Raw genomic sequence first — 24,249 nt, forward strand, 5'->3', positions numbered from 1 at the left:
TTATGCGTCGTCGTTTGTATCGGTGTCTTCATCCGATACATTTTGAGGCGCTGGGTCTTTTTTCACAAAATCAAAGGATTGCGTCATAAATGCGGGCATATGGTCGCCCATGCCTTTGACCGTGTTCTTTGGTTCTTGTTTGTGATTGCGCGGCTGTTTTTGACGATTGTTTTGATCGTTCTTTTCCGGTTGCTGTTTCGCAGGTGCTTTATCTTGCTTGTCGGTTTTGTCCGCTGCTGGCTTGGCCTGTTGTGGCTTGGCGCGTTGCGGTTTTTCTTTTTGGTCGTGTTTTGGTTTATCGGCCTTTGGCGCGCGTGTTGATTTTGGCGTTTCTGCAATAGGCGCATCAATACGTGGAATGGGCTGTTTCACCAATTCTTCGATCTTGTCCAGATGCTTTTGCTCGTGGGGTAGGCAAAGCATGAACGCCCAGCCACTACGCCCTGCGCGACCTGTGCGGCCAATACGGTGGACGTAGTCTTCGGAATGGATTGGAACGTCATAGTTAAAGACATGTGATACATTCGGAATGTCCAAACCACGCGCCGCCACATCAGATGCGACCAACAATTGAATGTCGTTATTGCGAAATCCGTTCAGCACTTCCATGCGGTAACGCTGATCCAGATCGCCGTGAATGGCGCCTGCGTTATAGCCGTGTTTTTTCAATGACTTCAGAACGATATCAACATCAACCTTGCGGTTGCAAAAGATAATACCGTTGGTCAGCGTTTCGGATTGGCTCTCGATAATTGCGCGCAATGTATCGCGTTTCACCTTCGCCTCGACTTTGCGATTTGGCGCTTTGAAACAGCAAACTTTTTGTTCTATATTTTCCGAAGTCGTTGCTTGGCGCGCGACTTCGATCCGTGTTGGATTTTGCAAAAACTCTTGTGTGATCCGCGTAATTTCAGGTGCCATTGTCGCGCTGAAAAACAGGGTTTGTCGGGTGAAAGGTGTCAGTTTGAAAATACGTTCAATATCGGGAATGAACCCCATATCCAACATACGGTCAGCTTCGTCCACCACCATGATCTCAATACCCGTAAGCAACAGTTTGCCACGTTCGAAATGATCCAACAAACGACCTGGTGTTGCGATCAACACATCAACGCCGCGATCAATCAGCTTATCTTGTTCGTTAAACGATACGCCACCGATCAACAGGGCCATATCCAGTTTTACGTATTTCGCATAAAGCTCGAAGTTTTCCGCAACCTGTGCCGCCAATTCGCGGGTCGGCGCCAAAACAAGGCTGCGTGGCATCCGTGCGCGTGCGCGACCCCGTGCCAATTTGTGGATCATTGGCAGGGTAAAGCCCGCCGTTTTGCCCGTACCCGTTTGCGCAATGCCTAAAACATCGCGTCCTTCCAATGCGGGGGGTATTGCCTCGGCTTGGATGGGGGTGGGGGTATCATAGCCAACATCGGCTATTGCTTTTAGGACCTTTGGAGACAGGCCCAAATCTATAAATTTTGTCATATTTCTCGCGTTTAGTTGCGGCATTAATAATTGCCGCATGCTCATCGCGGCCCGATGACCGAAGTGTCATCATATCCTCTGGGCATGATTTAAAGGATTTTACGCATATGTCAATCTGGCGAAAAGAACAGGTGTGGTTAAGATTGTTTGCGCGACAAAATTGCCTATATAGTGGACAGATATTGATGTTTGGGGGCGCTATGCCAGATTGGTTTATTTATTTCGTGGCCGCGATTGTGGTTGGAATTATCGCATTGATCATGTTGCGCATGGCGTGGCGCGCAGGGCGACGTGCGTTGTGGATGAAACGATACAACGATGTTGAAATGGTGAACAGCATGATGGCAGGGCGCATTGCGCGTGGCATGACCATGGATATGGTTGTGGATGTCTGGGGCATTCCCGCTGATCTGGATGAAGTGGTAATGAAAACTAAAACTAAACATGAAATGAAATACGACGAAAAAGGTAAAAACCGTTATGGAACGCGTGTTTACCTAGAGGATGAAATCGTGGTTGGTTGGGAAACCAAGTGATCCGTTACCTGTTGGATATTTGGCAAAGCTTTCGCGCATTACCGCTTTGGGTGCAATTGTGGATCGCGCTAATATTGGTGCCTGTGAATGTTCTGTCATCCAACTTTTTGTTCGATCCTATGGGCTGGTTAATTGGGTTGCTGGCGTTTTTAGGCTTGGCGATGAACGCTGTGATCATGTTGGTTCAACGTGGGTTTTCCAAGGCGATGGCGATACCGCATCTGATATTTTGGATACCGTTGTTGATCGTCGCATACCCGTTGGTGGGGGCGGATGTCGATTACAAGTACGGTGCGTTTATCGCGATTATCTTTTGGGTGAATCTGATATCCATCCTGTTTGATCTGCGCGATGCATGGCAATGGTGGCAGGGTGACCGCAGCGTGGCACGGCGTGATCGGGCGCGAAACACCGCGCCCGCAGGTTAAACCATCACCGTTTTGATATCAGTCAGGTTCAGTTCAGGGAAATCACGTTCCACACGATCAATATCCCATTGTAAGCGGGTCATATAAACGGGGTCACCATCATGATCCGTTGCCATATGCCCCTTGTTTCCATCAATGAACTTATCAACATTTTCTTTCGGACCGGTTAACCAACGGGCCGATGTGAATTGGGTTTGTTCAAATCGCACGGGAATGCCGTATTCCAATTCGATGCGTGATGCCAAAACCTCGAACTGCAACGCGCCCACAACGCCCACAATCCAGCCCGCACCGATCATCGGTTTGAACAGCTTGGCAGCACCTTCTTCGGCGAATTGGGTCAATGCTTTGTCCAGATGTTTTGCCTTCATCGGGTCGGTGGCGCGTACGGATTGCAGCAATTCGGGTGCGAATGAGGGGATGCCTGCGAACCGCAGCATTTCGCCTTCGGTCAGGGCATCACCGATGCGCAATTGGCCGTGGTTGGGGATGCCGATAATATCGCCTGCCCATGCTTCTTCGGCCAATTCACGATCTGATGCGAGGAACAACATAGGGCTGGCGATGGCCATGATTTTTTTGCTGCGCACGTGGGTTAATTTCATGCCGCGTTTGAAATGCCCGGCGCACAAACGCACGAATGCAATGCGGTCGCGGTGTTTGGGGTCCATATTGGCTTGAACCTTGAACACAAATCCCGAAACCTTTGACTCATCAGGGGAAATTGGGCGTACGTCGGATGGGCAAACCTGTGGTTTGGGGCCAAATTTTCCGATGCCTTCCATCAATTCCTGCACGCCAAAGCTATTGATCGCAGAGCCAAACCAGATTGGGGTCAACGTGCCATCAAGGAATGCTTGGTGGTCGAATTCTGGCAGCAATTCGCGTGCCATTTCGACCTCTTCCAAGAATTTTTCAAGCAAGTTCGCAGGCACATGTTCGGCCAGTTTTGGATCATCCAAGCCGTTGATTTCAACGCTTTCCGCGATCACATTGCGATCAGAGCGATCCATTAATTCGAGGCGATCATTTAACAGATCGTAACAGCCCAAAAATTCACGACCAACACCAATTGGCCAACTCGCAGGACAGACATCAATTGCAAGATTTTCTTGGATTTCGTCAATAATATCAAATGTTTCACGGCTCTCGCGATCCATTTTATTACAGAACGTCAGGATCGGCATATCGCGCAGGCGACAGACCTCGAACAATTTGCGCGTTTGGCTTTCAACACCTTTGGCACCGTCAATCACCATGACGGCAGCGTCAACGGCGGTGAGTGTGCGATAGGTGTCTTCGGAAAAATCTGAGTGACCGGGTGTGTCCACCAGATTGAACCAGAAATCCTTGAATTCAAAGGACATAGCGGATGCGGATACGGAAATGCCGCGATCCTTTTCCATTTGCATGAAATCGGAACGTGTGCGGCGTGCTTCGCCTTTGGCGCGCACCTGTCCAGCCATCTGAATCGCACCACCATAGAGCAGAAATTTTTCCGTCAAAGTGGTTTTCCCCGCATCGGGGTGAGAGATGATGGCGAATGTGCGCCGCCGATCAATTTCGGGGGGCAAAACGAATGAATTATCTGCGCGATCTAACATGAGGCTGCGTATAGATAAGGTTTATAGGAAGGGCAAGAAAACACTGTGTGACATCTGTCGGACAAATGGCGGACAAGTGTATGGCATGCGTGGGGTGTTTTGGCAGATGTTGTCATTTGGATATTTAAAACATTTGGAAGGGTGTGGCGGTGTTAGGAATGGTGCCTTTGCTTGTAAATTGTCAGTGGCGGCATAGATATAATGGAAGGGGGAATTATGAAAATAATATCACAAGACAGTAATCGGATGGTTGTGTGTGAGGACAATAAAGTCATGCGCATGTTTTTTGGTGCGTTTTTATTGGCTGGCTTTTATTTCATTTACAAAGTGGTATCAGGGCAGCTGGGCGATTATTTTGGGGCGGTTTTGTTTTTCGTGATGCCAATGGCAGGGTTGATGTTTTTTGCACCTGTCACGGTAATGACAATAGATCGCCAACAGAATGCGGTGCTGCATTCCCATAAACACCCGCTGCGCGCGGCTGATGAAACACGATATGAGTTATCGGATATCTCAGGGATCTGGTTTGCGCGGTTACGCGGTGATCATCGCGGGATGCGGCGCGTGTTGTTTCGGGTGCGGGATGCGAATGTCGGGTTCACATTACACAGTTTTGGTATATTTCGCGCAGAGACCATGCATACAGTTGTGTCTGAAATGCAGAAATTCATGAATATTGGTGGTGATCCCAGATAATGCCATTTCTGCTGGACGTGGTGCGATGATGCGTTAGTCTGCGCCAAAAGCAGAAGGAATGCATTATGGATTTAGGAATCAAAGGCAAACGCGCGATCGTATCGGCGGCGTCAAAGGGGCTTGGTTTTGGCTGTGCAGAGGCATTGGCAAAAGCGGGCGTTGATTTGGTGATTTGTGCGCGGACACAAGAAACATTGGACGCGGCGGCAGAAAAATTGCGTGTACACGGTGTGGATGTGACTGCGGTGGCGTGTGACATCACAACCGAAGCGGGACAAAAGCAGGTTTTGGATGCGGCGGGCCATGTAGATATTTTGGTCACCAACGCAGGTGGGCCGCCCCCCGGTGTGTGGTCTGATTGGAATCGTGATGATTTCATCAAGGCGCTGGACGCCAATATGTTAACACCAATTGCGTTGATGAAGGCCTGTTTGCCAAGCATGATGGAACAGGGTTGGGGTCGTGTGGTGAATATCACTAGCCAATCCGTGAAAGCACCGATTGCAGCACTTGGCCTGTCTAATGCCGCACGCACAGGGTTGACGGGTTATGTTGCAGGAACTGCGCGCCAAGTGGCCGGAAGCGGTGTGACAATTAACAACCTGTTGCCTGGGATTCACGCAACTGATCGTGCGGTTTCCTTGGATACTGGCGTGTCCAATGCGCAAGGGATCAGCATGGATCAAGCGCGTAAAAACCGCGAGGGCACCATTCCTGCAGGGCGTTATGGCGAGGCATCTGAATTTGGTGCGGCCTGCGCGTTTTTATGTTCAACGCAGGCTGGGTTTATCGTTGGGCAAAACCTATTGCTTGACGGTGGCGCGACATTGGCGACGATTTAAATGGCAGAAAAGTTCAGCCTGAAAGACGAGTTGTTCAACCTTGATCGGGTGACTTATCTGGCTGAACTTTTCCATGCATCAGATTCTGAATTTGATCGGGATGGGTTTATTGCAGCCGTGATGGAGCGGATGCTGGATCTGGAATTGATGGCGCGCATTGGCTGGATCGCGCAATGTTTGACGCGGTTCTTACCAGATGATTTTGCAAATGCAGTGGATCGGATTGAAGCGGCATTGCCGCCAGAGCTCGATCCGAGCAAATCAGATGATGATTTTGGCAGCTTTATTTTTGCGCCTCTCAGTGAATATGTGGTGATGCACGGGCTGAATGATCAGCATTTTGAGCGATCAATGGTGTTGTTACACGCAATTACACGCCGCTTTTCTGTGGAATTTGCGATGCGGCATTTTTTGATCAGATACCCCGAGCGGGTGCTGGCGATATTTGATGAATGGGCGCGCGATGACAATTATCACGTGCGCAGGTTAGTCAGCGAAAGCACGCGCCCCGTGTTGCCGTGGGGCAAGAAGGTCGCGCTGGAACAGACGCAAACGATACCGCTGTTGGATCAGTTATATGCCGATCGGACACGGTTTGTGACGCGATCAGTTGCCAATCACCTGAATGATATTTCCAAGATTGACCCAGAATTGGTGGTGGCGACATTGCACGATTGGCGCAATCGTGGAGCGCAGGACGCAAAAGAGATGGCGTGGATGTGCAAACATGCGCTGCGCACATTGATCAAACAGGGGGATATGAATGCGTTGTCCTTGTTAGGGTATCGTGAAAATCCAGCGGTGACGGTGGGGGGCGTCACCGTGCCCAAGCGCGTGAAAATGGATGATTATTTGGAGATTTCGAGCACGATTACAGCGACGCAAGATGAGCCGTTGATCGTAGATTTCATAATAGAATTCGTCAAAGCAAATGGTGAGCGCAAGCCCAAAGTGTTCAAGTTAAAACAGTTTGAGATCAAGGAAGGGCAGGTGGTTGAACTGCGTAAACGCCACCGTTTGGTTGCCAACGCGACGACGTTTAAATTGTTTACAGGTGCGCACCGCGTGCATTTGCAAGTAAACGGGCGTGTGCTGGCGAGCACGGATTTTGAATTGATCGCGTAGCGTGCGGATGCGCCATCGCTTTTATGGATATTTTAAACATTTGGAGAGATGACCCAGCGTTCACGGCTTTGTCAGGAAAAGCTATGATGTGAATCGGATTTTGCGTGATAGAAGCGCGCAAATTTTAAGGGGAAAATCATGGAAATATTTGCAAGCCCGTGGGCGTTGGTTGGGTTTGTTTTGATTGTGTCAGGGATCAGCCTGTATTTGGCGCCGCGCAATGTTGGGCTCGCGGGATTTTTTGAAGGGGCGGATCACGCTGGCGGACAGCCCAGTTTGTGGGTGTTGGTATTGAGCCAAGTGACCACATGGATATTTGCACGATCATTGATGAATGCCGCGATTTTGGGGTATTTTTATGGGTTTGCGGGCACGTTGGCCTATACCACATATTATCTGAGTTTTCTGACGGGTGGCTTTATTGTTGCGCGGTTGCGGCGCGATCGCGCGGGATCGGTACAGGATTGGCTGTTTGATCATTTTGGGCGTACCGGGGAATGGACTTATAATGTGGTGATTGCGCTGCGCCTGTTGTCCGAGGTGTTTGCGAATTTGATCGTTGTTGGATTAATTTTCGCGGCGGCATTTCCAGATGTGGTTTGGGCAGAAGCGGGATCGGTGATTGCCCTTGCGTTCATCGGGTTGGTGTATTCTGCGCTTGGTGGATTGCGTGCATCGCTGCGTACAGATGTGTTGCAGATGCTTATTTTTCTGGTGGTGTTTATCATCGCATTTTGCGTGATGGTGTTGGGCGATGGGTTTTCGTTTGGCGCAATTTTTGGCGCACAGGGTGTGCATGATCAGGCCAGCCGCCCAGGGTGGGTTTTGGTCGCAGTGGCCGCATTGCAAGTGTTTTCATACCCCGCGCATGACCCCGTGATGATGGACCGTGGTTTTTTGGCGGATGAAGAAACAACGCGCAAGAGCTTTGGTTTTGCATTTATCATTTCGGCGCTGTGCATATTTGGGTTTGGCATGTTTGGTATTCAGGCAGGGTTGATTGGTGCCGCTTATGAAAACCAATTGTTGGGTACTTGGTCCACGATGTTTGGGCCGTTTGTGTATTTTCTGATTGCCGCGTCATTGTTGGTTTCTGCGATTTCAACACTGGATAGCGCGTTGGCGTCTGCTGCGCGCCTGGTGATTGATGAATTCAATGTCGCCGCACGCAGCGTGTTAAACGGGCGCATTGCGATGGTGTTCTTCATGGTCGGTGGTGCAATTTTGACCCTGTGGGGGAATAAAACATTGTTTGATGCGGTGGCGGTTTCAGGCACAGCGTCGATGTTTTTAACACCTGTTTTGATACTGGCATTCATGGGAATGATTGTGCCGCGTTGGTCGTATTTGGTGGCGTGGACGGCGGCAATTTTAGGGGCAGCGGCGTATATGTATCGTGGTACTGAACTGGTTGCGCAAATGGTGAATCCATGGATATCGGCGGGTGAAATTCACAAATACGATCAGCTATTGGTGATTTGTATCGCTGTGCTTGTTGTCGGATTTGCCGCAGGAATTTTGGGGATCATCAGCAATCGGATACTTGCCGTTCGCGCGTGACACTGGTATCGCCACGCTATGCCTGATTAAATTGGTCAGGTGAAGGAACCAAGGCAACCACCGTGACGCAAGACGCAAATGATACTGCAATATTGGAACTGTGCGATATTACGCGCCGTTTTGGATCGCGCAATGTGGTTGATGGACTAAGCATTCGCTTGCTTGCGGGGCAGGTGACGTGTTTGTTGGGACCATCTGGTTGCGGCAAATCAACGACCCTGCGTATCGCGGCGGGTGTTGACCAGCAAACATCTGGGCGCGTTTTGATAAATGGCGAAACCGTATCGGGTGATGGGCATCATTTACCACCAGAATCGCGTGGTATCGGATTGATGTTCCAAGATTTTGCCCTGTTCCCGCATTTGACCGTTGCGAAGAATGTCGGGTTTGGGATTTCGCGTGATCCCAATCGGGACGTGCGAGTGCGCGAATTGCTCGGCAAGGTTGGATTAGAGGATTTTGGTGACAAGTACCCCCATCAATTATCGGGTGGTGAACAGCAACGGGTTGCATTGGCGCGTGCATTGGCACCGCGCCCTGCCGTGATGTTGATGGATGAACCGTTTAGCGGGCTTGATAATCGGCTGCGTGATACCGTTCGCGATGCAACGCTGGAATTGTTGAAATCCGAAGGCACGGCAGTGTTGATGGTCACGCATGAACCAGAAGAGGCGATGCGCATGGCCGATCAGATCGCATTGATGCGCGATGGGCGTATCGTGCAATCGGGTGCGCCGTATAATATCTATAATTCCCCAGTTGATCGCCGCGCTGCAGCATTTTTTTCCGACATTAACGTGATAAACGGTCAGGTAAACGGTGCATTAACCCGTACGCCATTTGGTGAATTTTTGACACCTGGTATTGCCGATGGAACGGATGTTGAAATTGTTATTCGACCACAACATTTGCGCATTGATTTTGATCGCGGTGGTCGCGGCCCAAACCCAACCGTCGAAGAGGGCACACCTGCACGTGGCGTGGTGGAGCGCGCTCGGTTTTTAGGGCATCAGAGTTTGGTCGAATTTGCGATGGATTATGACAATGTGCGCCTGCATGCGGTTGTTCCAGGTGTGTTTTTGCCTAACGCGGGCACGCCATTATGGTTAAGTGTGCGCCGCGATCGGTGCTTTGTTTTTGCGCAGTGAAGGAAATGTTTCAATAAATCGGCAAATATTCACGCAATCGCGATTGTTTAGGCTTTGAAACCATTGAAAAAGAGCCTAACTATATATCGGAAACAAAAAAACGGCGCATCTGTGCTGGCGATTTTTTAGGAGGATCACATGATTCCAATGACACCACTTTTCATCCAAAACATTGGCTTGCCAGGCTTGCTGCTGATTGCAGTTGTGGTTCTGGTCATGTTTGGCCGTGGTAAAATCAGCAACCTTATGGGCGAGGTGGGCAAAGGCATCACCGCATTCAAAAAAGGCGTGAGTGAAGGCAAAGACGAAATGGATGCCGCACTTGAAGACGCATCCGAAGAAGCCAAAGATATTACACCCAACAAAGACAAGGCATAGGCCCTGTTGCCGCGCATAGGGGATTTGCATGTTTGATATTGGTATGGCCGAAATGTTGGTCATTGGCGTTGTCGCCTTGATCGTTGTTGGCCCCAAAGATTTGCCCATGATGTTTCGCAAAGTGGGCAATTTTGTTGGCCGTGCCCGTGGCATGGCGCGCGATTTCCAGCGTGCCATGGATCAGGCCGCGGATGACACGGGTATCAAGGATATTGGTGACACGGTGCGCAAGGCCACCGATATCAAAGATTTGGGTCTTGATACCATCAAGGACCCAATGAAATCATACGCTGACAATTTTGGCAGCGGTGCAAAATCTGCAAGCGATACAAGTGCATCGGGCGCGTCGGGCACACCCGCAAAGGTTGCGAGCAAAACAACCGCGACCAAAACCGCCGCTAAAAAGCCTGCAAAAGCAGCGGCGAAAAAGACCACTAAAACAGCCGCAAAAAAGACCGCCAAGAAAGCAAGTTAATGAGCGACACACCTGATCTGGAACATGATGATATCGAGGCGAGCTCCGCACCATTAATCGAACATCTTGCGGAATTACGCACACGGTTAATCTATTCCGTCGGCGCATTTATCGTTGCGATGTTATTGGTGTTTTTCGTTGCTGAACCATTGTTGAATTTTCTGTTCGAACCAATTGCAAAAATCTTGCAAGAACGTGGACAGGATGCGCGCCTAATATTCACCGCCCCCCAAGAAAAATTCTTTGTCCTGTTTCGGATATCGGTCATCGGTGGTTTGATGCTGGCATTCCCTGTGATCGCCTATCAGATGTGGCGCTTTGTGGCGCCGGGATTGTATAAAAATGAGAAGGGCGCATTTTTACCGTTTATTGTCGCATCCCCTTTGTTGTTCCTGTTGGGCGCGGCATTCGCGCATTACGTTGTAACACCGCTGGCGATGCGGTTTTTCATCGGCTTTGGCGATATCCTTCCTGCCGTGACAGATTTGTTGACCAGCGGTGATGTGGGCAAGGTCGCCAACCCAGACGCCAGCCAAGAGTTGGAAACGGTGTTCTTAGGCTCGGTTAAGGAATCGCTAGATCTGACGTTAAAGTTCATCTTTGCCTTTGGGCTTTGTTTTCAGTTGCCTGTGTTGTTGACTTTGTTGGGTTTAGCAGGGATCGTTTCATCCCAAGGCCTGAAAGACATGCGCAAATATGCGGTTGTTGGGATCTTAACACTCGCCGCTGTGGTGACGCCCCCTGATGTGATTACACAGGTGATTTTGTTTAGCGTTGTTTACATGCTTTACGAGGTGTCCATCTGGTTGGTGATGATGGTGGAAAAGAAACGCGACGCACGCATCGCCGCCGAAGAAGCAGAGCTTGACCTGTGAACGAAGATACATTGAATCGTATAGCATCGGCTCTGGAACGATTGGCACCAGCCGCATTATCCGAACCTGATCTTGATGCGGCGAACGCGTTCGTTTGGCATTCAAGCCCCGAACAATTGATGCCCGTTGTTGATGTCAGCCGCGTATCGCTGGACCTGTTGGTTGGCGTTGATCGTGCGCGTGACACTTTGCTGGCCAATACCACGCAATTTGGCGATGGGCTGCCTGCGAATAATGCCTTGTTATGGGGCGCGCGGGGCATGGGTAAATCATCCTTGGTCAAGGCAGTGCATGCCGCGGTTGGTGGCTCGCTTAAGCTTGTTGAAATTCAACGTGAAGACTTGGCAAGCGTTTCAACGCTTTTGGCGATCCTGCGCCAAAGCGAGCATCGGTTTTTGCTGTTTTGTGATGATCTTAGCTTTGATGGTGATGATGCCGCATACAAGAGCCTGAAGGCCGTTTTGGATGGTGGTGTCGAAGGTCGCCCCGACAACGTGTTGTTTTACGCCACTTCAAATCGCCGCCACCTGATGCCACGCGATATGATCGAAAATGAAAAATCAACAGCGATCAATCCATCCGAAGCGGTGGAGGAAAAGGTATCGCTGTCCGATCGGTTCGGCCTATGGCTTGGTTTTCATCCTTGTGATCAGGATCAGTACCTAAAAATGATTCGTGGGTATTGCGATTCATACGGTGTTTCGATCGACGATTCTGACCTGCGTGCGCAAGCAATCGAATGGCAAGCTACGCGCGGGGCGCGATCTGGACGCGTTGCATGGCAATTTTTTGTTGATCTTGCTGGACGTAAAAAAATAAAACTATAGATAACTTACTGTTTTTAAAAGTAAAATATGCGTATATACCTTTGGTTTATGCCAGTATACCTTTCGTTTATAGCGCTGAATTCGAAATTTTGTTTAATTGCAGATGTTCCGTGCTGGATACCCATTTTCACTAGGTACACTTGTCGGGGACAAGGCGAGTGTAGATTTTGATTTCTAGCGTTGATGACAAAGGCGAAGGTGCAACCAGAACCGATGTCATACAGAGTTGACGACGACACGCAACGTTGCTCTATTTGGATGCAAGTGAATAGCCCCTCTTTATTATTCACTTGCATCCAATACCCGTTCCTTAATTCAAAGATTGGCTCATGTTAAAAATTACCCGTACCGCGATCATTGTCAGCCTTTCCATGGCGACACCAAGTTTTGCCCAACAGGCGACGACGCCTGCGGATGCTTTGGTGCGCCAATTAACCAACCAAGGTTTCACAGTTACCAAGCGCGGGCGTACATGGCTTGGCCGCACGGTTATCACTGCACACAAAGGCGCATTGGAACGCGAGATCGTCGTGGCCCGTGGGTCTGGCCAAATATTACAAGACGACTGGGTTTTCGGTGCAGAAAACGGCGCCAATGCGACATCTGAAGATGAAGACGAAAATGACGACGAAAGCGAGTCGCCCGGTGGCAATGGCATCAGCGGCGGCAATGGTAACGGCCAAAGCGGCGGCAATGGTAACGGCCAAAGCGGCGGCAATGGCAACGGCCACGGCGGCGATAATGGCAACGGCCACGGCGGCGATAATGGCAACGGCCACGGCGGCGATAATGGCAACGGCCACGGCGGCGGTAATGGTAACGGCAATGGTCGTGGCGGCGGCCGTAATCGATAACAGCATCGCATCGCACATCAGCGATGAATGCAAACAATGCGTGACCTAATAAAATAATAGCGCGTGATTTCTCTCTAAATTCTGGTTAACTTCGTTTTGCACACTAATTCATTTCAACACCCTGACGGTTTTTGGGGAAACACATTGAACAATCGCAAGTTTTTGCTCTGGGCCACTGTTGGGATTCAGGTTTTATGTTCGGGTATCTTTATCGCCAATTTGGCGGTGTCGATTCTTGGGCTGCGTACAACAAGTATTGGCTGGCAGTTGCGTGAAACGCTTGAGGTCAGCGCAAGTGTTGGATTAATGCTGGGCGCTATTTTGGGCGTGCGTATGATTTTACGTGCTGAACGTAGCCAGCAACGCGCCGAAGAAAAGCTGCGCGGGGCATCAGATGCATTTGTGACGGTGGTCAATCAAAAATTCGAAAGATGGGCGCTTTCGGCCGCTGAACGAGACGTCGCTTGGTTTACCATCAAAGGTTTTTCCATCAAGGAAATCGCGCAATTACGTGGATCATCAGAGGGCACGGTCAAGGCGCAGAGCAATGCGATTTATCGCAAAGTAGGCGTCAGCGGTCGCGCACAGCTTTTGTCGATCTTGGTGGATGATATGTTAATCAACAATGATAAATTCGACGATCGCGAAGTGAACGAGTTTTAGTCGTATCACGCAATAAAAACCACCCAACGCGCGTTCACGCTGGGTGGTATTTCATTATAGATATGGTGTTGGATCAACCGCTTCTGTGCCGCGGCGCACTTCGAAATGGACAAAGGGTGGGTTGCCGCCCGACACTTTGCCAATGGTTTGGCCGCGCGTTACGGTGCTGCCTTTTTTCACCGTTGCATCCGATACATTTGAATAAACTGTATAGAGGTTATCGGGGTGGCGCACCAAAATGATCGATGATCCGTTGACGGAATTGGATGTCAGCGCAACCGTACCATTTTCGGCGGCCTTGACGTCGCTTCCCTTGTTCGCGGCGAAATCAATGCCTTCGTTCCCGCCTGATTTGGATGAAAATCCGCGAAGGATTTTACCATTCACTGGTTTTAACAATTTGCGTGAACTGGTTGTTGGTTTGCGCTCTGGCGCGGCGGCCACCACTTGTTCAGCAGGCTTTGCCGCTGGTACTGGTTTTGGCAAGCTTTTGGTTGAACTGGGTGGGACAGGGGCCGACGATCCTGATCCAGGTTTGCTGACCGCTGATGGGCGCGGCGCAGGTTGGGTTGCGGTACTATTGCTGGCCACTTGAACTGGTGCTGCGGCGACCGCGGCAGAGTTATCCTCGACCGGTACCAACAATTGCTGACCTGTGCGCAGGCTTAAATCTTTGTCCAAGCCGTTCCAAGACGCAAGGGATGTAACCGACACACCGTAAAGTCGCGCAATCGTATAAGCGGTTTCACCCGATTTGACGACATGGCGTTTGGGTTCGGTACCCGTTGGAATGCGTGCTGGTGAATTTGGTACATCGTCAAGTGCAGATGATGCGATATCCTCAACACTGGATCCGCTGACGCCAGTTTCGGCGGGTGTGATTGCCACGCCGCGATCTGCGTTTTTCGGCAAGGCCAAAACTTCGCCATCGCGTGGCATATGATCCACCTTTAGGCCGTTAAAGCGGGCCAATTCATCGGCGGAAATCCCCACACGCGCGGCCAAATCGGTCATTGTGTCAGATCGATTTGCAACAATTACTTGATAATTCGGATAGGTAATCACCCCACGTTCATCGGCCTGAGGGCGCGATTGGGTCTTTTTGACATTGCTTCCAGGAATGGGATCAACCTTGCGGCCAATGTCGGTGATTGAACGAATATCTTTGATATCATCGCACGCGGTAAGTGCGAAAATGCTTGCGAAAATTATACCTGTCGACAGGTGAAAACGTTTCGTTTTCAATGACATGTGCCTGTTTCCTTTGCCTGTTCACCCTCTGCGGGGCCTATCTGAGCACGCGCGGTGCGATGCCTTCTATTAATGGGACAAATCGTACGTCTTCTAATTCTTCATAATCCAAACCTGTGGCACTTTTGGTGACCTTGATCAGGGTTTGAACCGTGTCCGACTGTCCTACTGGTAATACCATAATACCGCCCTCTTTCAACTGCGCCAAGAGGGTTGCAGGTGGATCTTCTGCAGCTGCGGTTAAAATGATGCGGTCAAAGGGGGCTTGTTCGGGCAAACCAAGCGCGCCATCCCCCACAATTATCGTCACATTGACCACACCAAGATCGTTCAATGTTTTATTTGCTTCTTGTGCCAATGGGCGGTGGCGTTCCACGGAATAAACACGGCGCGATAACTGGCTGAGCACGGCGGCCTGAAAGCCAGACCCCGTGCCGATTTCCAAAACCTTGTGGCGTGGACCGACCTCTAATGCTTGGGTCATTTTGCCAACGACGGATGGCATCGATAGCGTTTGACCACAGGCAATCGGCAATGCCGCATCATCATAGGCATGTTTGGCAAAACTGCCCTGTGCAAACGGGTGGCGCGGGATCAATTCCATGGCATGCAACACACGTTTGTCGCGCACCCCTTTGTTGCGCAACAGCAGCATGTATTGCATCATTACTTCGGGTGTCACCTGCATCTAGAACACTTCTTTCAATTGCGCGATTTGCGCGTGTGCTGTCAGATCAACATGGCAGGGTGTTATGGAAATATACCCCGCCAAATTGGCATGCACATCGGTTCCCGCAGCAGTGCTTTCATGTTGGGGCGTGCCTTTGATCCAAAGCGTATTTTCGCGCCGCTCTGTGCTGAACGGGGAACCGTTGCGAAACCCTTGCGTGGTGATCCGATGCCCCTGCACATCTGCGGCAGGAACGGGTGGAAAATTCACATTGTAAAACAACATGCCCTGATCAGCGGTCCAAGCATCCGCACCCAGAATTTTTTGAACTGTCTCTGCACCATATGCGCGGGCGGGATCGAATGTGTCGCAATCAAGAAGTGCGGGGCCATAAAATTGCGACAGCGCGATGGATTTTATGTCATGCATTGCCGCCTCAATCGTGGCGCCAACCGTGCCAGAATAAAGCGTGTTTTGCGCGGCATTATTCCCCTTGTTAACGCCCGAGAGGATCAGATCAGGTTTGTTGCCATCCAGAATTTCAAACACACCCGCAATCACACAATCCGCAGGTGATCCATGCACCGCAAATGCGCCGTCGCCCCGATCATCATAATGCAGGGAATTTGTATATGTAATGCAATGACCAACCCCCGATTGTTCAATGGCAGGAGCGACCGTAGTGATGTTATTCGCATCGGTGAGTTTGCGCGCAATATCCAACAGCACCGCCAGACCAGGTGCATCGATACCATCGTCATTGGTTATTAAAATGCGCATCCCGTCCCCGATATAATCTGCTGTTATCACTGCTATCGGAGTTGGGGGGTGGTTAAAAGAGTCTTTTGTTCAAAAAAATGATTTCGCTTACCCTTACGTCACAAATTTGTTGCGCCAAATTGATATGTTGATTTGTGATATGTTCAAGGAGTAGGCTTTGAATAATCTTTTAACAACAACACAAAACAGGGTGCTGCTATGACAAAAAAACTCCTCACTTCATTGGCATTGCTGGCGACAACGGCTGGTTATGCTTCTGCTGATTATTCGTTGACGATTCTGCATACCAACGATTTTCACGCACGTTTTGAACCAGTAAGCAAATATGATTCAGGCTGTGGCGAAGAAGATAACGCCGAAGGTAAATGTTTCGGTGGTTCCGCGCGTTTGGTGAATGCGGTTGCGGATGCACGTAAACGATCCAACAATTCCATCTTGGTTGATGGTGGCGATCAATTCCAAGGCACGCTTTTCTATACCTATTACAAAGGCAAGGTTGCCGCGGAAATGATGAACAAGATGGAATATGACGCGATGACCGTGGGCAACCACGAATTCGATGATGGGCCAGAGGTTCTGCGTGGGTTCATGGATGCGGTGAATTTCCCCGTTTTGATGTCAAACGCCGATTTTTCGGGCGAACCGAAATTGGCGGATAAGCTGGCAAAATCTACTGTGATTGAACGTGGTGGTGAAAAACTCGGCCTGATTGGCTTGACACCAATCGACACCAAGGAATTGGCAAGTCCTGGCGATAACATAATTTTCACTGACCCGACCAATGCCGTTCAAGGCGAAGTTGACAAGCTGACCGCAGAAGGCGTGAACAAAATTATCGTGCTGTCCCATTCTGGTTACGAAGTCGACAAAGTTGTCGCTGCTGGTACCACAGGCGTTGATGTGATCGTAGGGGGGCATTCAAATACATTGTTGTCCAACAGCAATGATGGCGCCGCAGGACCGTACCCAACGATGGTGAACGACACCGCGATTGTGCAAGCCTATGCATACGGTAAGTTCTTGGGCGAATTGAATGTCACATTTGATGATGCGGGAAATATTACCGAGGCCAAAGGCGAGCCATTGGTTATTGATGCCACGGTCGTCGAAGACGAAGCCACCAAAGCACGCATCGCGGAATTGGCCGTGCCATTGCAAGAAATCCGCGACAAAGTCATCGGATCAGCAGCAGGTGCAATTGAGGGCGATCGCGCCATTTGTCGGATCGAGGAATGTTCCATGGGCAATCTGATTGCCGATGCGATGTTGGATCGGGTCAAGGATCAGGGGATTTCAATCGCGTTCCAAAACTCTGGAGGTGTACGGTCTAGCATTGATGCAGGCGAAGTCACAATGGGCGAAGTTTTGACCGTGTTACCATTCCAAAACACGCTGTCCACATTCCAAGTATCAGGTCAAACAATGATTGATGCGCTTGAAAATGGTGTGAGCCAAGTGGAAGAAGTAAAGGGGCGTTTCCCACAGATCGCTGGGATGAAATTCACTTGGGACGCAAGTGTTGCACCAAATGAAGGTCGCATCCAAGACGTGATGGTGATGAAAGATGGCGCATGGGCACCGATTGATCCAAGTGCGACGTACGGTGTTGTTTCAAACAACTTTGTGCGTGGCGGTGGTGATGGATTTAAAATGTTCCAAGATGCCGCAAACGCATATGATTTTGGCCCCGATGTGGCCGATGTATTGGCCGAGTTCATTGCCAAAAATGCGGATTACAAACCGTACGTTGATGGGCGTATCGCCAAAAAATAAGTTATAGTTTAACTGAAAAGGCCCTGCGTTTGCGGGGCCTTTTTGCATCTATAGGTTGATATTGGGTGATCTACGTCACTGCAATAATCATCAAAATTTGCCAGTGTTCGGTATTCGATTTTTTATCCCATATTTGGAAGGGAGACTGAAATGACCAATACCGAAACGAATTTAAACACCCCACCAGAGGTCGCAGCGCAACCTGCCAATCCTGCACATGTTTGGGAAGTTGTGGTTGGATCATTTGTTGGCGGTGCTTTTCTAACAATTGCGGATTTGATATTTAACAAAAGCAATTCGATCACAGGTAAAATTGTGGATTTTGTCACGGCGCGTAACATGATTGGGCTTGGCCAAATTTGGCTGGAACTGATCGCATTTGGATTGATGATTGGCTTGGGTTTGGGGCTTTGCTTTGTGTACCGTCCACAGACGCGATTTGGCGCATTTACCCGTGGTTCCAGCGTGATTGCGGTGCTGACAGGGATGAATATCAGTGCAACATTGATGGCTGGCGAAGCCATAGGGCAGCAATTGATGTTGCGCGGGAATGTCGATGTTGCGATTGAAAAACCGCAAGCCTATGGCCCGCTGGGGTTGGGAACATTGTTAAATGGCGATTCCAATGCACATCTGAAAAATGTTCCGATCACGGGTATGATATCCGTAAATTGTAAAGAAACCCTAAAGGTGGGGCGCGAAGATTATTGTCCTGTGGATGTCGAACAATTGGACGCGGGCGTGCGTGAACAATTACAACCCGCTGGTCAACAGATTTGGTTCAAAAAATGATCCGCTAAAATGAGCAGGCAAGCCTGCATTAGATGAGCTTGGGGCCAAGCCCCAAGCGATGCCATTTGCACCAAAAGGTGCAAATGGTTTTGGATATTTTTACAAAATGGAATTAGGCGAGTTGCCCATCCGCAGTCACCTGTGTTTTGCCGCCCAGATAGGGGTGCAATACGTCGGGCATGGTGATGGAACCATCGGCGTTTTGGCCGTTTTCCAAAACCGCAATCAAGCAGCGCCCAACCGCAAGGCCAGAACCATTCAGCGTGTGAACGAATTCGGGTTTTTTCTCGCCCTCACGTTTGAACCGTGCGTTCATGCGGCGTGCTTGGAAATCGCCGCAAACCGAACAAGAGCTGATTTCGCGATAGGTGTTTTGGCCAGGCAACCACACCTCGATATCATGGGTGCGCTGGGCGCCAAATCCCATGTCACCCGTGCATAAAACCATGGTGCGATAGGCCAGATTGAGTTTTTCCAAAATTCCTTCTGCGCATTTGGTCATGCGATCCAATTCCGCGCGGGAATCTTCGGGTTTTGTGACCGAAACCATTTCGACCTTTTCGAATTGATGCTGGCGCAACATGCCCGATGTATCGCGCCCTGCTGATCCAGCCTCGGAGCGGAAACACAAGGAATGGGCAGTGTAGCGACGGGGCAGGTAATCCTCTGAAATCATTGATCCTGCAACAATATTTGTGAGTGTCACCTCTGACGTTGGCACCAACCACCAGCCGTTTGTGGTTTGATAGCTGTCTTCGGCGAACTTGGGCAATTGGCCCGTGCCAAGCATGGCTTCGTCGCGCACGAGCACGGGGGCGTTAACTTCTGTTAATCCGTTTTCTGACGTGTGGGTATCAAGCATGAATTGCGCCAATGCGCGGTGAATGCGTGCGATTGCACCGCTGAGCAGGACAAAGCGAGAGCCGCTGAGCTTGGCCGCAGTTTCGAAATCCATACCGGGCATGACGCCTGTGATTTCAAAATGCTCTTTAGCGTCAAAATCAAATGCTGGCGGGGTGCCCCATTTGTGGATTTCGACGTTATCATTTTCATCCGCACCCTCTGGCACATCGTCATGTGGGCTGTTGGGCAGGGCCATTAGAATGTCGTTTAATTTGGCGTCTTCCACCTTTGCCAGTTCTTCAAGATCGGCAATTTCTGCTTTCTTTTCAGCAACTAAGGTGCGAAGACGTTCGAATTCTGCATCGTCGCCTTTGGCCTTGGCGGCACCCACATTTTTGGATGCAGCGTTGCGATCGGCAAGGGCGGCTTCGGCGGCGGTGATTTTGGCGCGACGTGATTCATCAATGGCCAAAATTTCAGAGGACATCGGGGCCACACCACGTTTGGCCAAAGCGGCGTCAAAGGCAGATGGGTTTTCGCGAATTGCGCGGATATCGTGCATGGGTTTGTCCCTGAATTGAAGTTTCGAATTGGGGGCGTGATACACCAAACCCATCGGATGGTTAAGCCCAAATATCGCACCAAAACCAGCGTGGGACATATGGCGGACATGCGTGGGACAAGTGTCGGACAACTGTATGGCGCCAGCGCAGGACACAGATTTGGCCAAACACTCACGGTTTTGCGATGTTTGCGCGGTTATGCTTGCCAATATCCAATGCCGCCTATAGTAATCGTGCGACTGAAATTTTACGGGTGTTTGGCACCCAAAACACGAGGGTTTTAAATGTTTGTTTCTCCTGCTTATGCACAGGCTGCGGGTGCACCGGGTGGTGCGTTGGGTTCCTTTATCCCGTTGATCCTGATTTTTGCGATCATGTATTTTTTGATGATCCGTCCACAGCAACAGAAAATCAAACAGCATCGCGCGATGGTTGATGCACTGCGCAAGGGTGATCAGATTGTGACATCTGGTGGTATCATCGGCAAAGTGACCAAAGTTGGCAGCGATAATGAAATCGAAGTTGAAATCGCAACTGGTGTTAAAGTGCGCGTTGTACAGCACACGGTGCAAACGGTTTTGAACAAAACCGAGCCAGCGAAATCTGCAAAAGCAGAAAAAACAGTTAAAAAATAATCACACTCATACAGGCGCAAGTTCATGCTCCAATTTTCTCTCTGGAAAAAGATCGTTATCTGGGGGCTGTGTGCTCTTGGTATTTTATTGGCAATTCCAAACGGGTTTTACGACCGCGTTGAACAAAGTAATGATGCCAATGTGGTGTTAAGCGGTGGATTGGCCGCGAACCCAGAAATCGGGGCGATGAGCGGGGCAGAGCTGGAAGCAGTGGCGGATCAGTGGCCATCATGGATGCCATCGTCATTGGTGAACCTTGGGCTTGATTTGCGCGGTGGTGCGCATTTGTTGGCTGCGGTGCAGGTTAGCGATGTGTACGCCACACGCATGGATGATTATTGGCAACAAGTATTGGGTGAATTGCGCAGCGAGCGTGCCACGATTGGCACCATTCGCCGTGTGGACGCCGCAGATGGTGAATTGCGCGTGCGCATATCCAAGCCAGAGCAAATGGAACGTGCGTTGGAATTGGTGCGTGGATTGGCCAGTCCGATTGTGACCCTGTCTGGTGCAGGTTCCAATGATATCGAGGCACGTGCCGACGGCGATGTGATTGTGATTACGATGTCAGAGGCCGAGAAATTGGCCACCAATGATCGCACTATGGCGCAATCATTGGAAATCGTACGTCGCCGCGTGGACGAAGCAGGGACACGCGAGCCGATTATTCAACGCCAAGGCGAAGATCGCATTTTGATCCAAGTCCCCGGTATCGGTAGCGCGGAAGAGTTGAAATCCCTGATCGGGAAAACGGCGAAGTTGACTTTCCATCCCGTTGCAGGTCGCACATCAGACGAAAATGCCCGATTGCAAGCGCGCCAAATTTTGTTGCCAGCGGGTGACGAGCAGGGCGTGTATTACATTTTGGATAAAACGCCCGTAATTACGGGTGATCATTTGGTGGATGCATCCGCACAGTTTGATCAAAACAATCGCCCAGCAGTTGGATTTCGTTTGAACACCACAGGTGGCAAGATTTTTGGTGAATATACCGCCAATAATATTGGCCAGCCATTTGCGATTGTTCTGGATGAAGAGGTCGTAAGTGCCCCAACCATTCAATCACATATTTCAGGTGGTTCAGGCATTATCACCGGTAATTTTAGCGTGGAAGAAACAACCAACCTGTCCATTCAGCTACGCGCAGGTGCGTTGCCCGCAGCACTAACATACCTCGAGGAGCGCACCATCGGGCCAGAGCTGGGCCAAGATAGCATTGATGCGGGCGCGTTGGCCTGTATCGTCGCGTTTAGCGCGGTGCTGGTTTTCATGTTCCTCAGCTATGGGTTGTTTGGATTGTTTGCCAATGTAGCCTTGATCATCAACGTAGCCTTGATTTTTGGCCTGTTATCCGCAATTGGCGCGACACTAACATTACCTGGTATTGCGGGGATCGTGTTGACGATTGGTATGGCCGTGGATGCCAATGTGTTGGTGTTCGAACGTATCCGCGAAGAATTAAAGGCAGCCAAAGGCCCCGCACGTGCGATCGAGTTGGGTTATGAACGCGCATTCAGTGCGATTATTGACGCCAATATCACCACATTGATTGCCGCGATCATCCTGTTTGTGATGGGCAGCGGCCCAGTGCGCGGTTTTGCCGTCACACTTGGACTTGGTATTGTGACATCGGTGTTCACCGCGATTTGGGTGACACGCCTGATTATTTCAACTTGGCTTGCGCATAAGCGGCCAAAAACAATCGACGTTTAAGGGGCGAAAACCATGCGTTTAAAACTGATCCCATCCGAAACAAATTTTGATTTCTTTCGCTTTTCGCCGATTACATTGGGTGCATCTGCGCTGGCGATGATCGTGTCGATCTTTCTGTTCTTTTCTATGGGGCTGAACTACGGCATTGATTTTAAGGGTGGTACAACCATTCGCACGGATTCCACTCATGCGGTGGATGTTGCGCAATATCGCGCGGCGTTGGATGCGTTGAATTTGGGCGATATTTCCGTGACCGAGGTGTTCGACCCAACCAAGCCTGACCAACATGTTGCACAGGTACGTTTCGAAGCCCAAGAGGGCGACGAGGCCGTAACAACCGAAACCATTACGGCGGTAAAGGCAGCATTGAATGCAATCGACCCTGACATGACATTCCCACAGATCGACAGTGTTGGCCCACAGGTATCTGGCGAATTGGTCAAAACCGCGGTGATTGCGGTGTTATTATCCGTAGGCGCGGTGTTGTTTTACATCTGGTTGCGGTTTGAATGGCAATTTTCATTGGGTGCAGTGGCCGCATTGGTGCATGATATTGTGCTGACAATTGGGGTGTTTTCGCTGTTTCAAATGAGCTTTGATCTCAACATCATCGCGGCGTTGCTGACAATTGTTGGATATTCGTTGAACGATACGGTTGTTGTGTTTGACCGCGTGCGTGAAAACCTGCGCAAATACAAAAAACGCCCATTGCGCGAGGTTCTAAACCTGTCGATCAACGAAACGCTGAGCCGTACGGTAATGACATCTGTCACCACCTTGATCGCATTGATCAGCTTGTTTGTTCTGGGTGGCGATGTGATCCACGGGTTTGTGTTTGCGATGATCTGGGGCGTAGTGGTTGGGACATATTCATCTGTGTTTGTGGCCTCTGCGATTTTGTTGAAATTGGGCGTTAAGCGCGATTGGGAAAAACAAGACGGAGCCGCAGGCACGCAATTCGCCAATATCGACGCGTAATATGGAATTGATCCAGCAGGCGTTGCATATTGACGGTCTGTGGCTGTTAATATTTGCGGTAAGTCTTGCTGGATTGGTGCGTGGGTTTGCGGGGTTCGGTACGGCAATGGTATTTATGCCGTTTGCCGCACAGGTGGTGGAACCCATCACCGCCATTATCATGTTGCTGGTTTTTGATCTGTTCGGCCCACTGGCGCTGTTGCCCCGTGCTTGGCGCGATGGTGAACCGCGCGATGTGGGTTTGTTAGGGTTCGGCGCGATTATCGGGTTGCCGTTTGGCGTGTACCTGTTGACCCAGCTTGACCCCGTTGTGTTTCGCTGGATGGTGTCGTGTTTGGCATTGATGATGCTGGTTCTGTTGATCAGCGGTTGGCGCTACACCAACCCATTAAATGCAATCATGACGTCACTTGTTGGCGTGATCAGCGGGTTTTTATGCGGGATTGCGGCATTGCCGGGGCCGCCAGTTATTTTGTCGTACATGTCCAGCCCGCGTGCACCCGCAATGGTGCGGGGCAATACGATATTATATCTGTTCCTTGTGGATATCATGACGTTCGTTGTGTTCCTGATCAAAGGGTTGTTAACCATCTTGCCCATGGTCATTGGCGTGATCCTTGCTGTGCCATATGGCATTGGCGGGCTGGTAGGCCAGTGGATTTTCAATCCTGACAAGGAGCATATCTATCGCCGTGTGGCCTATGCCATTATTGGGATCAGTGCCCTTGCAGGCATGCCAATTTGGGATTAGGCAGGGG

25 protein-coding genes are annotated in these 24,249 nt (G+C 50.2%); 19 read left to right on the top strand and 6 right to left on the bottom strand.

The features are described 5' to 3' along the window. Positions 1–1,482 (bottom strand): DEAD/DEAH box helicase, encoded by a 1,482-nt coding sequence (locus tag IE094_RS09690; protein WP_189640492.1) that lies wholly within the window; start codon positions 1,480–1,482, stop codon positions 1–3. Between the two features lie 200 nt (positions 1,483–1,682). Between IE094_RS09690 and IE094_RS09695 the strand changes: the two genes are divergently transcribed. Continuing rightward, positions 1,683–2,018, top strand: a complete 336-nt coding sequence (locus IE094_RS09695; protein ID WP_189640493.1) for a hypothetical protein — start codon at positions 1,683–1,685, stop codon at positions 2,016–2,018. Further along, complete coding sequence (locus tag IE094_RS09700) at positions 2,015–2,446, top strand: hypothetical protein (RefSeq protein ID WP_189640494.1); 432 nt, start codon at positions 2,015–2,017, stop codon at positions 2,444–2,446. The genes IE094_RS09695 and IE094_RS09700 overlap by 4 nt, the downstream gene beginning before the upstream one ends. Here the strand turns inward: IE094_RS09700 and IE094_RS09705 are convergent. Beyond that, positions 2,443–4,050 carry a peptide chain release factor 3 gene (locus IE094_RS09705; protein WP_189640495.1) on the bottom strand — a complete coding sequence of 536 codons (1,608 nt, stop codon included), beginning with the start codon at positions 4,048–4,050 and terminating at the stop codon, positions 2,443–2,445. The genes IE094_RS09700 and IE094_RS09705 overlap by 4 nt on opposite strands. 216 nt (positions 4,051–4,266) lie before the next feature. On the opposite strand from IE094_RS09705, the gene IE094_RS09710 reads away from it, so the two are divergent. The 11 genes from IE094_RS09710 (at position 4,267) to IE094_RS09760 (ending at position 13,493) form a co-directional block, all read left to right on the top strand. Beyond that, positions 4,267–4,746: a hypothetical protein gene (locus IE094_RS09710; protein WP_189640496.1), complete on the top strand. Its 480-nt coding sequence runs from the start codon at positions 4,267–4,269 to the stop codon at positions 4,744–4,746. 65 nt (positions 4,747–4,811) lie between these two features. Further along, positions 4,812–5,588 carry an SDR family oxidoreductase gene (locus IE094_RS09715; protein ID WP_189640497.1) on the top strand — a complete coding sequence of 259 codons (777 nt, stop codon included), beginning with the start codon at positions 4,812–4,814 and terminating at the stop codon, positions 5,586–5,588. After that, positions 5,589–6,713 (top strand): DNA alkylation repair protein, encoded by a 1,125-nt coding sequence (locus IE094_RS09720; RefSeq protein WP_189640498.1) that lies wholly within the window; start codon positions 5,589–5,591, stop codon positions 6,711–6,713. 138 nt (positions 6,714–6,851) lie between these two features. After that, the gene (locus IE094_RS09725; protein WP_189640499.1) at positions 6,852–8,273 is read left to right on the top strand and encodes an SLC5/6 family protein; all 1,422 of its coding nucleotides are present in this window, start codon (positions 6,852–6,854) and stop codon (positions 8,271–8,273) included. Positions 8,274–8,335: 62 nt separating this feature from the next. Further along, a complete protein-coding gene (locus tag IE094_RS09730; RefSeq protein ID WP_189640500.1) occupies positions 8,336–9,421 on the top strand; it encodes an ABC transporter ATP-binding protein in 1,086 nt (361 codons plus the stop codon). Between the two features lie 138 nt (positions 9,422–9,559). Further along, positions 9,560–9,799, top strand: coding sequence for a twin-arginine translocase TatA/TatE family subunit (locus IE094_RS09735; protein WP_373295870.1), 240 nt, complete (start codon positions 9,560–9,562; stop codon positions 9,797–9,799). Positions 9,800–9,827: 28 nt separating this feature from the next. Then, the gene (gene tatB, locus IE094_RS09740; protein ID WP_189640501.1) at positions 9,828–10,274 is read left to right on the top strand and encodes a Sec-independent protein translocase protein TatB; all 447 of its coding nucleotides are present in this window, start codon (positions 9,828–9,830) and stop codon (positions 10,272–10,274) included. After that, positions 10,274–11,149, top strand: coding sequence for a twin-arginine translocase subunit TatC (gene tatC / locus IE094_RS09745; protein ID WP_189640502.1), 876 nt, complete (start codon positions 10,274–10,276; stop codon positions 11,147–11,149). The genes tatB and tatC overlap by 1 nt, the downstream gene beginning before the upstream one ends. Before the next feature lie 11 nt (positions 11,150–11,160). Beyond that, on the top strand, positions 11,161–11,976 hold the full coding sequence (locus IE094_RS09750) for an ATP-binding protein (RefSeq protein ID WP_373295871.1): 816 nt from the start codon (positions 11,161–11,163) through the stop codon (positions 11,974–11,976). 329 nt (positions 11,977–12,305) lie between these two features. Continuing rightward, positions 12,306–12,830 carry a hypothetical protein gene (locus tag IE094_RS09755; protein ID WP_189640504.1) on the top strand — a complete coding sequence of 175 codons (525 nt, stop codon included), beginning with the start codon at positions 12,306–12,308 and terminating at the stop codon, positions 12,828–12,830. Positions 12,831–12,974: 144 nt separating this feature from the next. Then, complete coding sequence (locus IE094_RS09760) at positions 12,975–13,493, top strand: helix-turn-helix transcriptional regulator (RefSeq protein WP_229802214.1); 519 nt, start codon at positions 12,975–12,977, stop codon at positions 13,491–13,493. Between the two features lie 54 nt (positions 13,494–13,547). On the opposite strand, the gene IE094_RS09765 is transcribed toward IE094_RS09760, so the two are convergent. The 3 genes from IE094_RS09765 to surE are packed head-to-tail and all read right to left on the bottom strand — an operon-like array spanning position 13,548 to position 16,194. Next, entirely contained in the window at positions 13,548–14,744 is a 1,197-nt protein-coding gene (locus IE094_RS09765) for a peptidoglycan DD-metalloendopeptidase family protein (protein ID WP_189640505.1), read from the bottom strand. Between the two features lie 37 nt (positions 14,745–14,781). Then, positions 14,782–15,432 (bottom strand): protein-L-isoaspartate(D-aspartate) O-methyltransferase, encoded by a 651-nt coding sequence (locus IE094_RS09770; protein WP_189640506.1) that lies wholly within the window; start codon positions 15,430–15,432, stop codon positions 14,782–14,784. Beyond that, the gene (gene surE, locus IE094_RS09775) at positions 15,433–16,194 is read right to left on the bottom strand and encodes a 5'/3'-nucleotidase SurE (protein ID WP_189640507.1); all 762 of its coding nucleotides are present in this window, start codon (positions 16,192–16,194) and stop codon (positions 15,433–15,435) included. A gap of 198 nt (positions 16,195–16,392) precedes the next feature. Here surE and IE094_RS09780 point away from each other — a divergent pair, with 198 nt between their 5' ends. Both IE094_RS09780 and IE094_RS09785 read left to right on the top strand, forming a co-directional pair. Then, positions 16,393–17,967, top strand: a complete 1,575-nt coding sequence (locus tag IE094_RS09780; protein WP_189640508.1) for a bifunctional metallophosphatase/5'-nucleotidase — start codon at positions 16,393–16,395, stop codon at positions 17,965–17,967. A 150-nt stretch (positions 17,968–18,117) separates the two neighbouring features. Then, on the top strand, positions 18,118–18,759 hold the full coding sequence (locus IE094_RS09785) for a hypothetical protein (RefSeq protein WP_189640509.1): 642 nt from the start codon (positions 18,118–18,120) through the stop codon (positions 18,757–18,759). Between the two features lie 112 nt (positions 18,760–18,871). Here IE094_RS09785 and serS read toward each other — a convergent pair whose 3' ends face one another. Further along, on the bottom strand, positions 18,872–20,164 hold the full coding sequence (gene serS, locus IE094_RS09790; RefSeq protein ID WP_189640510.1) for a serine--tRNA ligase: 1,293 nt from the start codon (positions 20,162–20,164) through the stop codon (positions 18,872–18,874). Between the two features lie 285 nt (positions 20,165–20,449). Between serS and yajC the strand changes: the two genes are divergently transcribed. From yajC to IE094_RS09810, 4 genes are read left to right on the top strand one after another with little or no spacing between them, the layout of a single operon-like run. Next, on the top strand, positions 20,450–20,800 hold the full coding sequence (yajC, locus tag IE094_RS09795) for a preprotein translocase subunit YajC (RefSeq protein ID WP_189640511.1): 351 nt from the start codon (positions 20,450–20,452) through the stop codon (positions 20,798–20,800). 24 nt (positions 20,801–20,824) lie between these two features. Continuing rightward, complete coding sequence (secD, locus tag IE094_RS09800; RefSeq protein WP_189640512.1) at positions 20,825–22,513, top strand: protein translocase subunit SecD; 1,689 nt, start codon at positions 20,825–20,827, stop codon at positions 22,511–22,513. A gap of 12 nt (positions 22,514–22,525) precedes the next feature. Further along, positions 22,526–23,491, top strand: a complete 966-nt coding sequence (gene secF, locus IE094_RS09805; RefSeq protein ID WP_189640513.1) for a protein translocase subunit SecF — start codon at positions 22,526–22,528, stop codon at positions 23,489–23,491. A 1-nt stretch (position 23,492) separates the two neighbouring features. Then, positions 23,493–24,242 carry a sulfite exporter TauE/SafE family protein gene (locus tag IE094_RS09810; protein ID WP_189640514.1) on the top strand — a complete coding sequence of 250 codons (750 nt, stop codon included), beginning with the start codon at positions 23,493–23,495 and terminating at the stop codon, positions 24,240–24,242. The last annotated feature ends 7 nt before the right edge of the window (positions 24,243–24,249 follow it).

This window comes from Paramylibacter ulvae (assembly GCF_014652655.1).
In the GTDB taxonomy this organism is placed as follows: Bacteria; Pseudomonadota; Alphaproteobacteria; order Rhodobacterales; family Rhodobacteraceae; genus Amylibacter; species Amylibacter ulvae.

Excerpts from the sequence above, each read along its gene's own strand:
- IE094_RS09690 (WP_189640492.1), bottom strand. The coding sequence starts at position 1,482 with ATGACAAAATTTATAGATTTGGGCCTGTCTCCAAAGGTCCTAAAAGCA.
- IE094_RS09695 (WP_189640493.1), top strand. The coding sequence starts at position 1,683 with ATGCCAGATTGGTTTATTTATTTCGTGGCCGCGATTGTGGTTGGAATT.
- IE094_RS09705 (WP_189640495.1), bottom strand. The coding sequence starts at position 4,050 with ATGTTAGATCGCGCAGATAATTCATTCGTTTTGCCCCCCGAAATTGAT.
- IE094_RS09710 (WP_189640496.1), top strand. The coding sequence starts at position 4,267 with ATGAAAATAATATCACAAGACAGTAATCGGATGGTTGTGTGTGAGGAC.
- IE094_RS09715 (WP_189640497.1), top strand. The coding sequence starts at position 4,812 with ATGGATTTAGGAATCAAAGGCAAACGCGCGATCGTATCGGCGGCGTCA.
- IE094_RS09720 (WP_189640498.1), top strand. The coding sequence starts at position 5,589 with ATGGCAGAAAAGTTCAGCCTGAAAGACGAGTTGTTCAACCTTGATCGG.
- IE094_RS09725 (WP_189640499.1), top strand. The coding sequence starts at position 6,852 with ATGGAAATATTTGCAAGCCCGTGGGCGTTGGTTGGGTTTGTTTTGATT.
- IE094_RS09735 (WP_373295870.1), top strand. The coding sequence starts at position 9,560 with ATGATTCCAATGACACCACTTTTCATCCAAAACATTGGCTTGCCAGGC.
- tatB (WP_189640501.1), top strand. The coding sequence starts at position 9,828 with ATGTTTGATATTGGTATGGCCGAAATGTTGGTCATTGGCGTTGTCGCC.
- tatC (WP_189640502.1), top strand. The coding sequence starts at position 10,274 with ATGAGCGACACACCTGATCTGGAACATGATGATATCGAGGCGAGCTCC.
- IE094_RS09755 (WP_189640504.1), top strand. The coding sequence starts at position 12,306 with ATGTTAAAAATTACCCGTACCGCGATCATTGTCAGCCTTTCCATGGCG.
- IE094_RS09765 (WP_189640505.1), bottom strand. The coding sequence starts at position 14,744 with ATGTCATTGAAAACGAAACGTTTTCACCTGTCGACAGGTATAATTTTC.
- IE094_RS09770 (WP_189640506.1), bottom strand. The coding sequence starts at position 15,432 with ATGCAGGTGACACCCGAAGTAATGATGCAATACATGCTGCTGTTGCGC.
- surE (WP_189640507.1), bottom strand. The coding sequence starts at position 16,194 with ATGCGCATTTTAATAACCAATGACGATGGTATCGATGCACCTGGTCTG.
- IE094_RS09780 (WP_189640508.1), top strand. The coding sequence starts at position 16,393 with ATGACAAAAAAACTCCTCACTTCATTGGCATTGCTGGCGACAACGGCT.
- IE094_RS09785 (WP_189640509.1), top strand. The coding sequence starts at position 18,118 with ATGACCAATACCGAAACGAATTTAAACACCCCACCAGAGGTCGCAGCG.
- serS (WP_189640510.1), bottom strand. The coding sequence starts at position 20,164 with ATGCACGATATCCGCGCAATTCGCGAAAACCCATCTGCCTTTGACGCC.
- yajC (WP_189640511.1), top strand. The coding sequence starts at position 20,450 with ATGTTTGTTTCTCCTGCTTATGCACAGGCTGCGGGTGCACCGGGTGGT.
- secD (WP_189640512.1), top strand. The coding sequence starts at position 20,825 with ATGCTCCAATTTTCTCTCTGGAAAAAGATCGTTATCTGGGGGCTGTGT.
- secF (WP_189640513.1), top strand. The coding sequence starts at position 22,526 with ATGCGTTTAAAACTGATCCCATCCGAAACAAATTTTGATTTCTTTCGC.
- IE094_RS09810 (WP_189640514.1), top strand. The coding sequence starts at position 23,493 with ATGGAATTGATCCAGCAGGCGTTGCATATTGACGGTCTGTGGCTGTTA.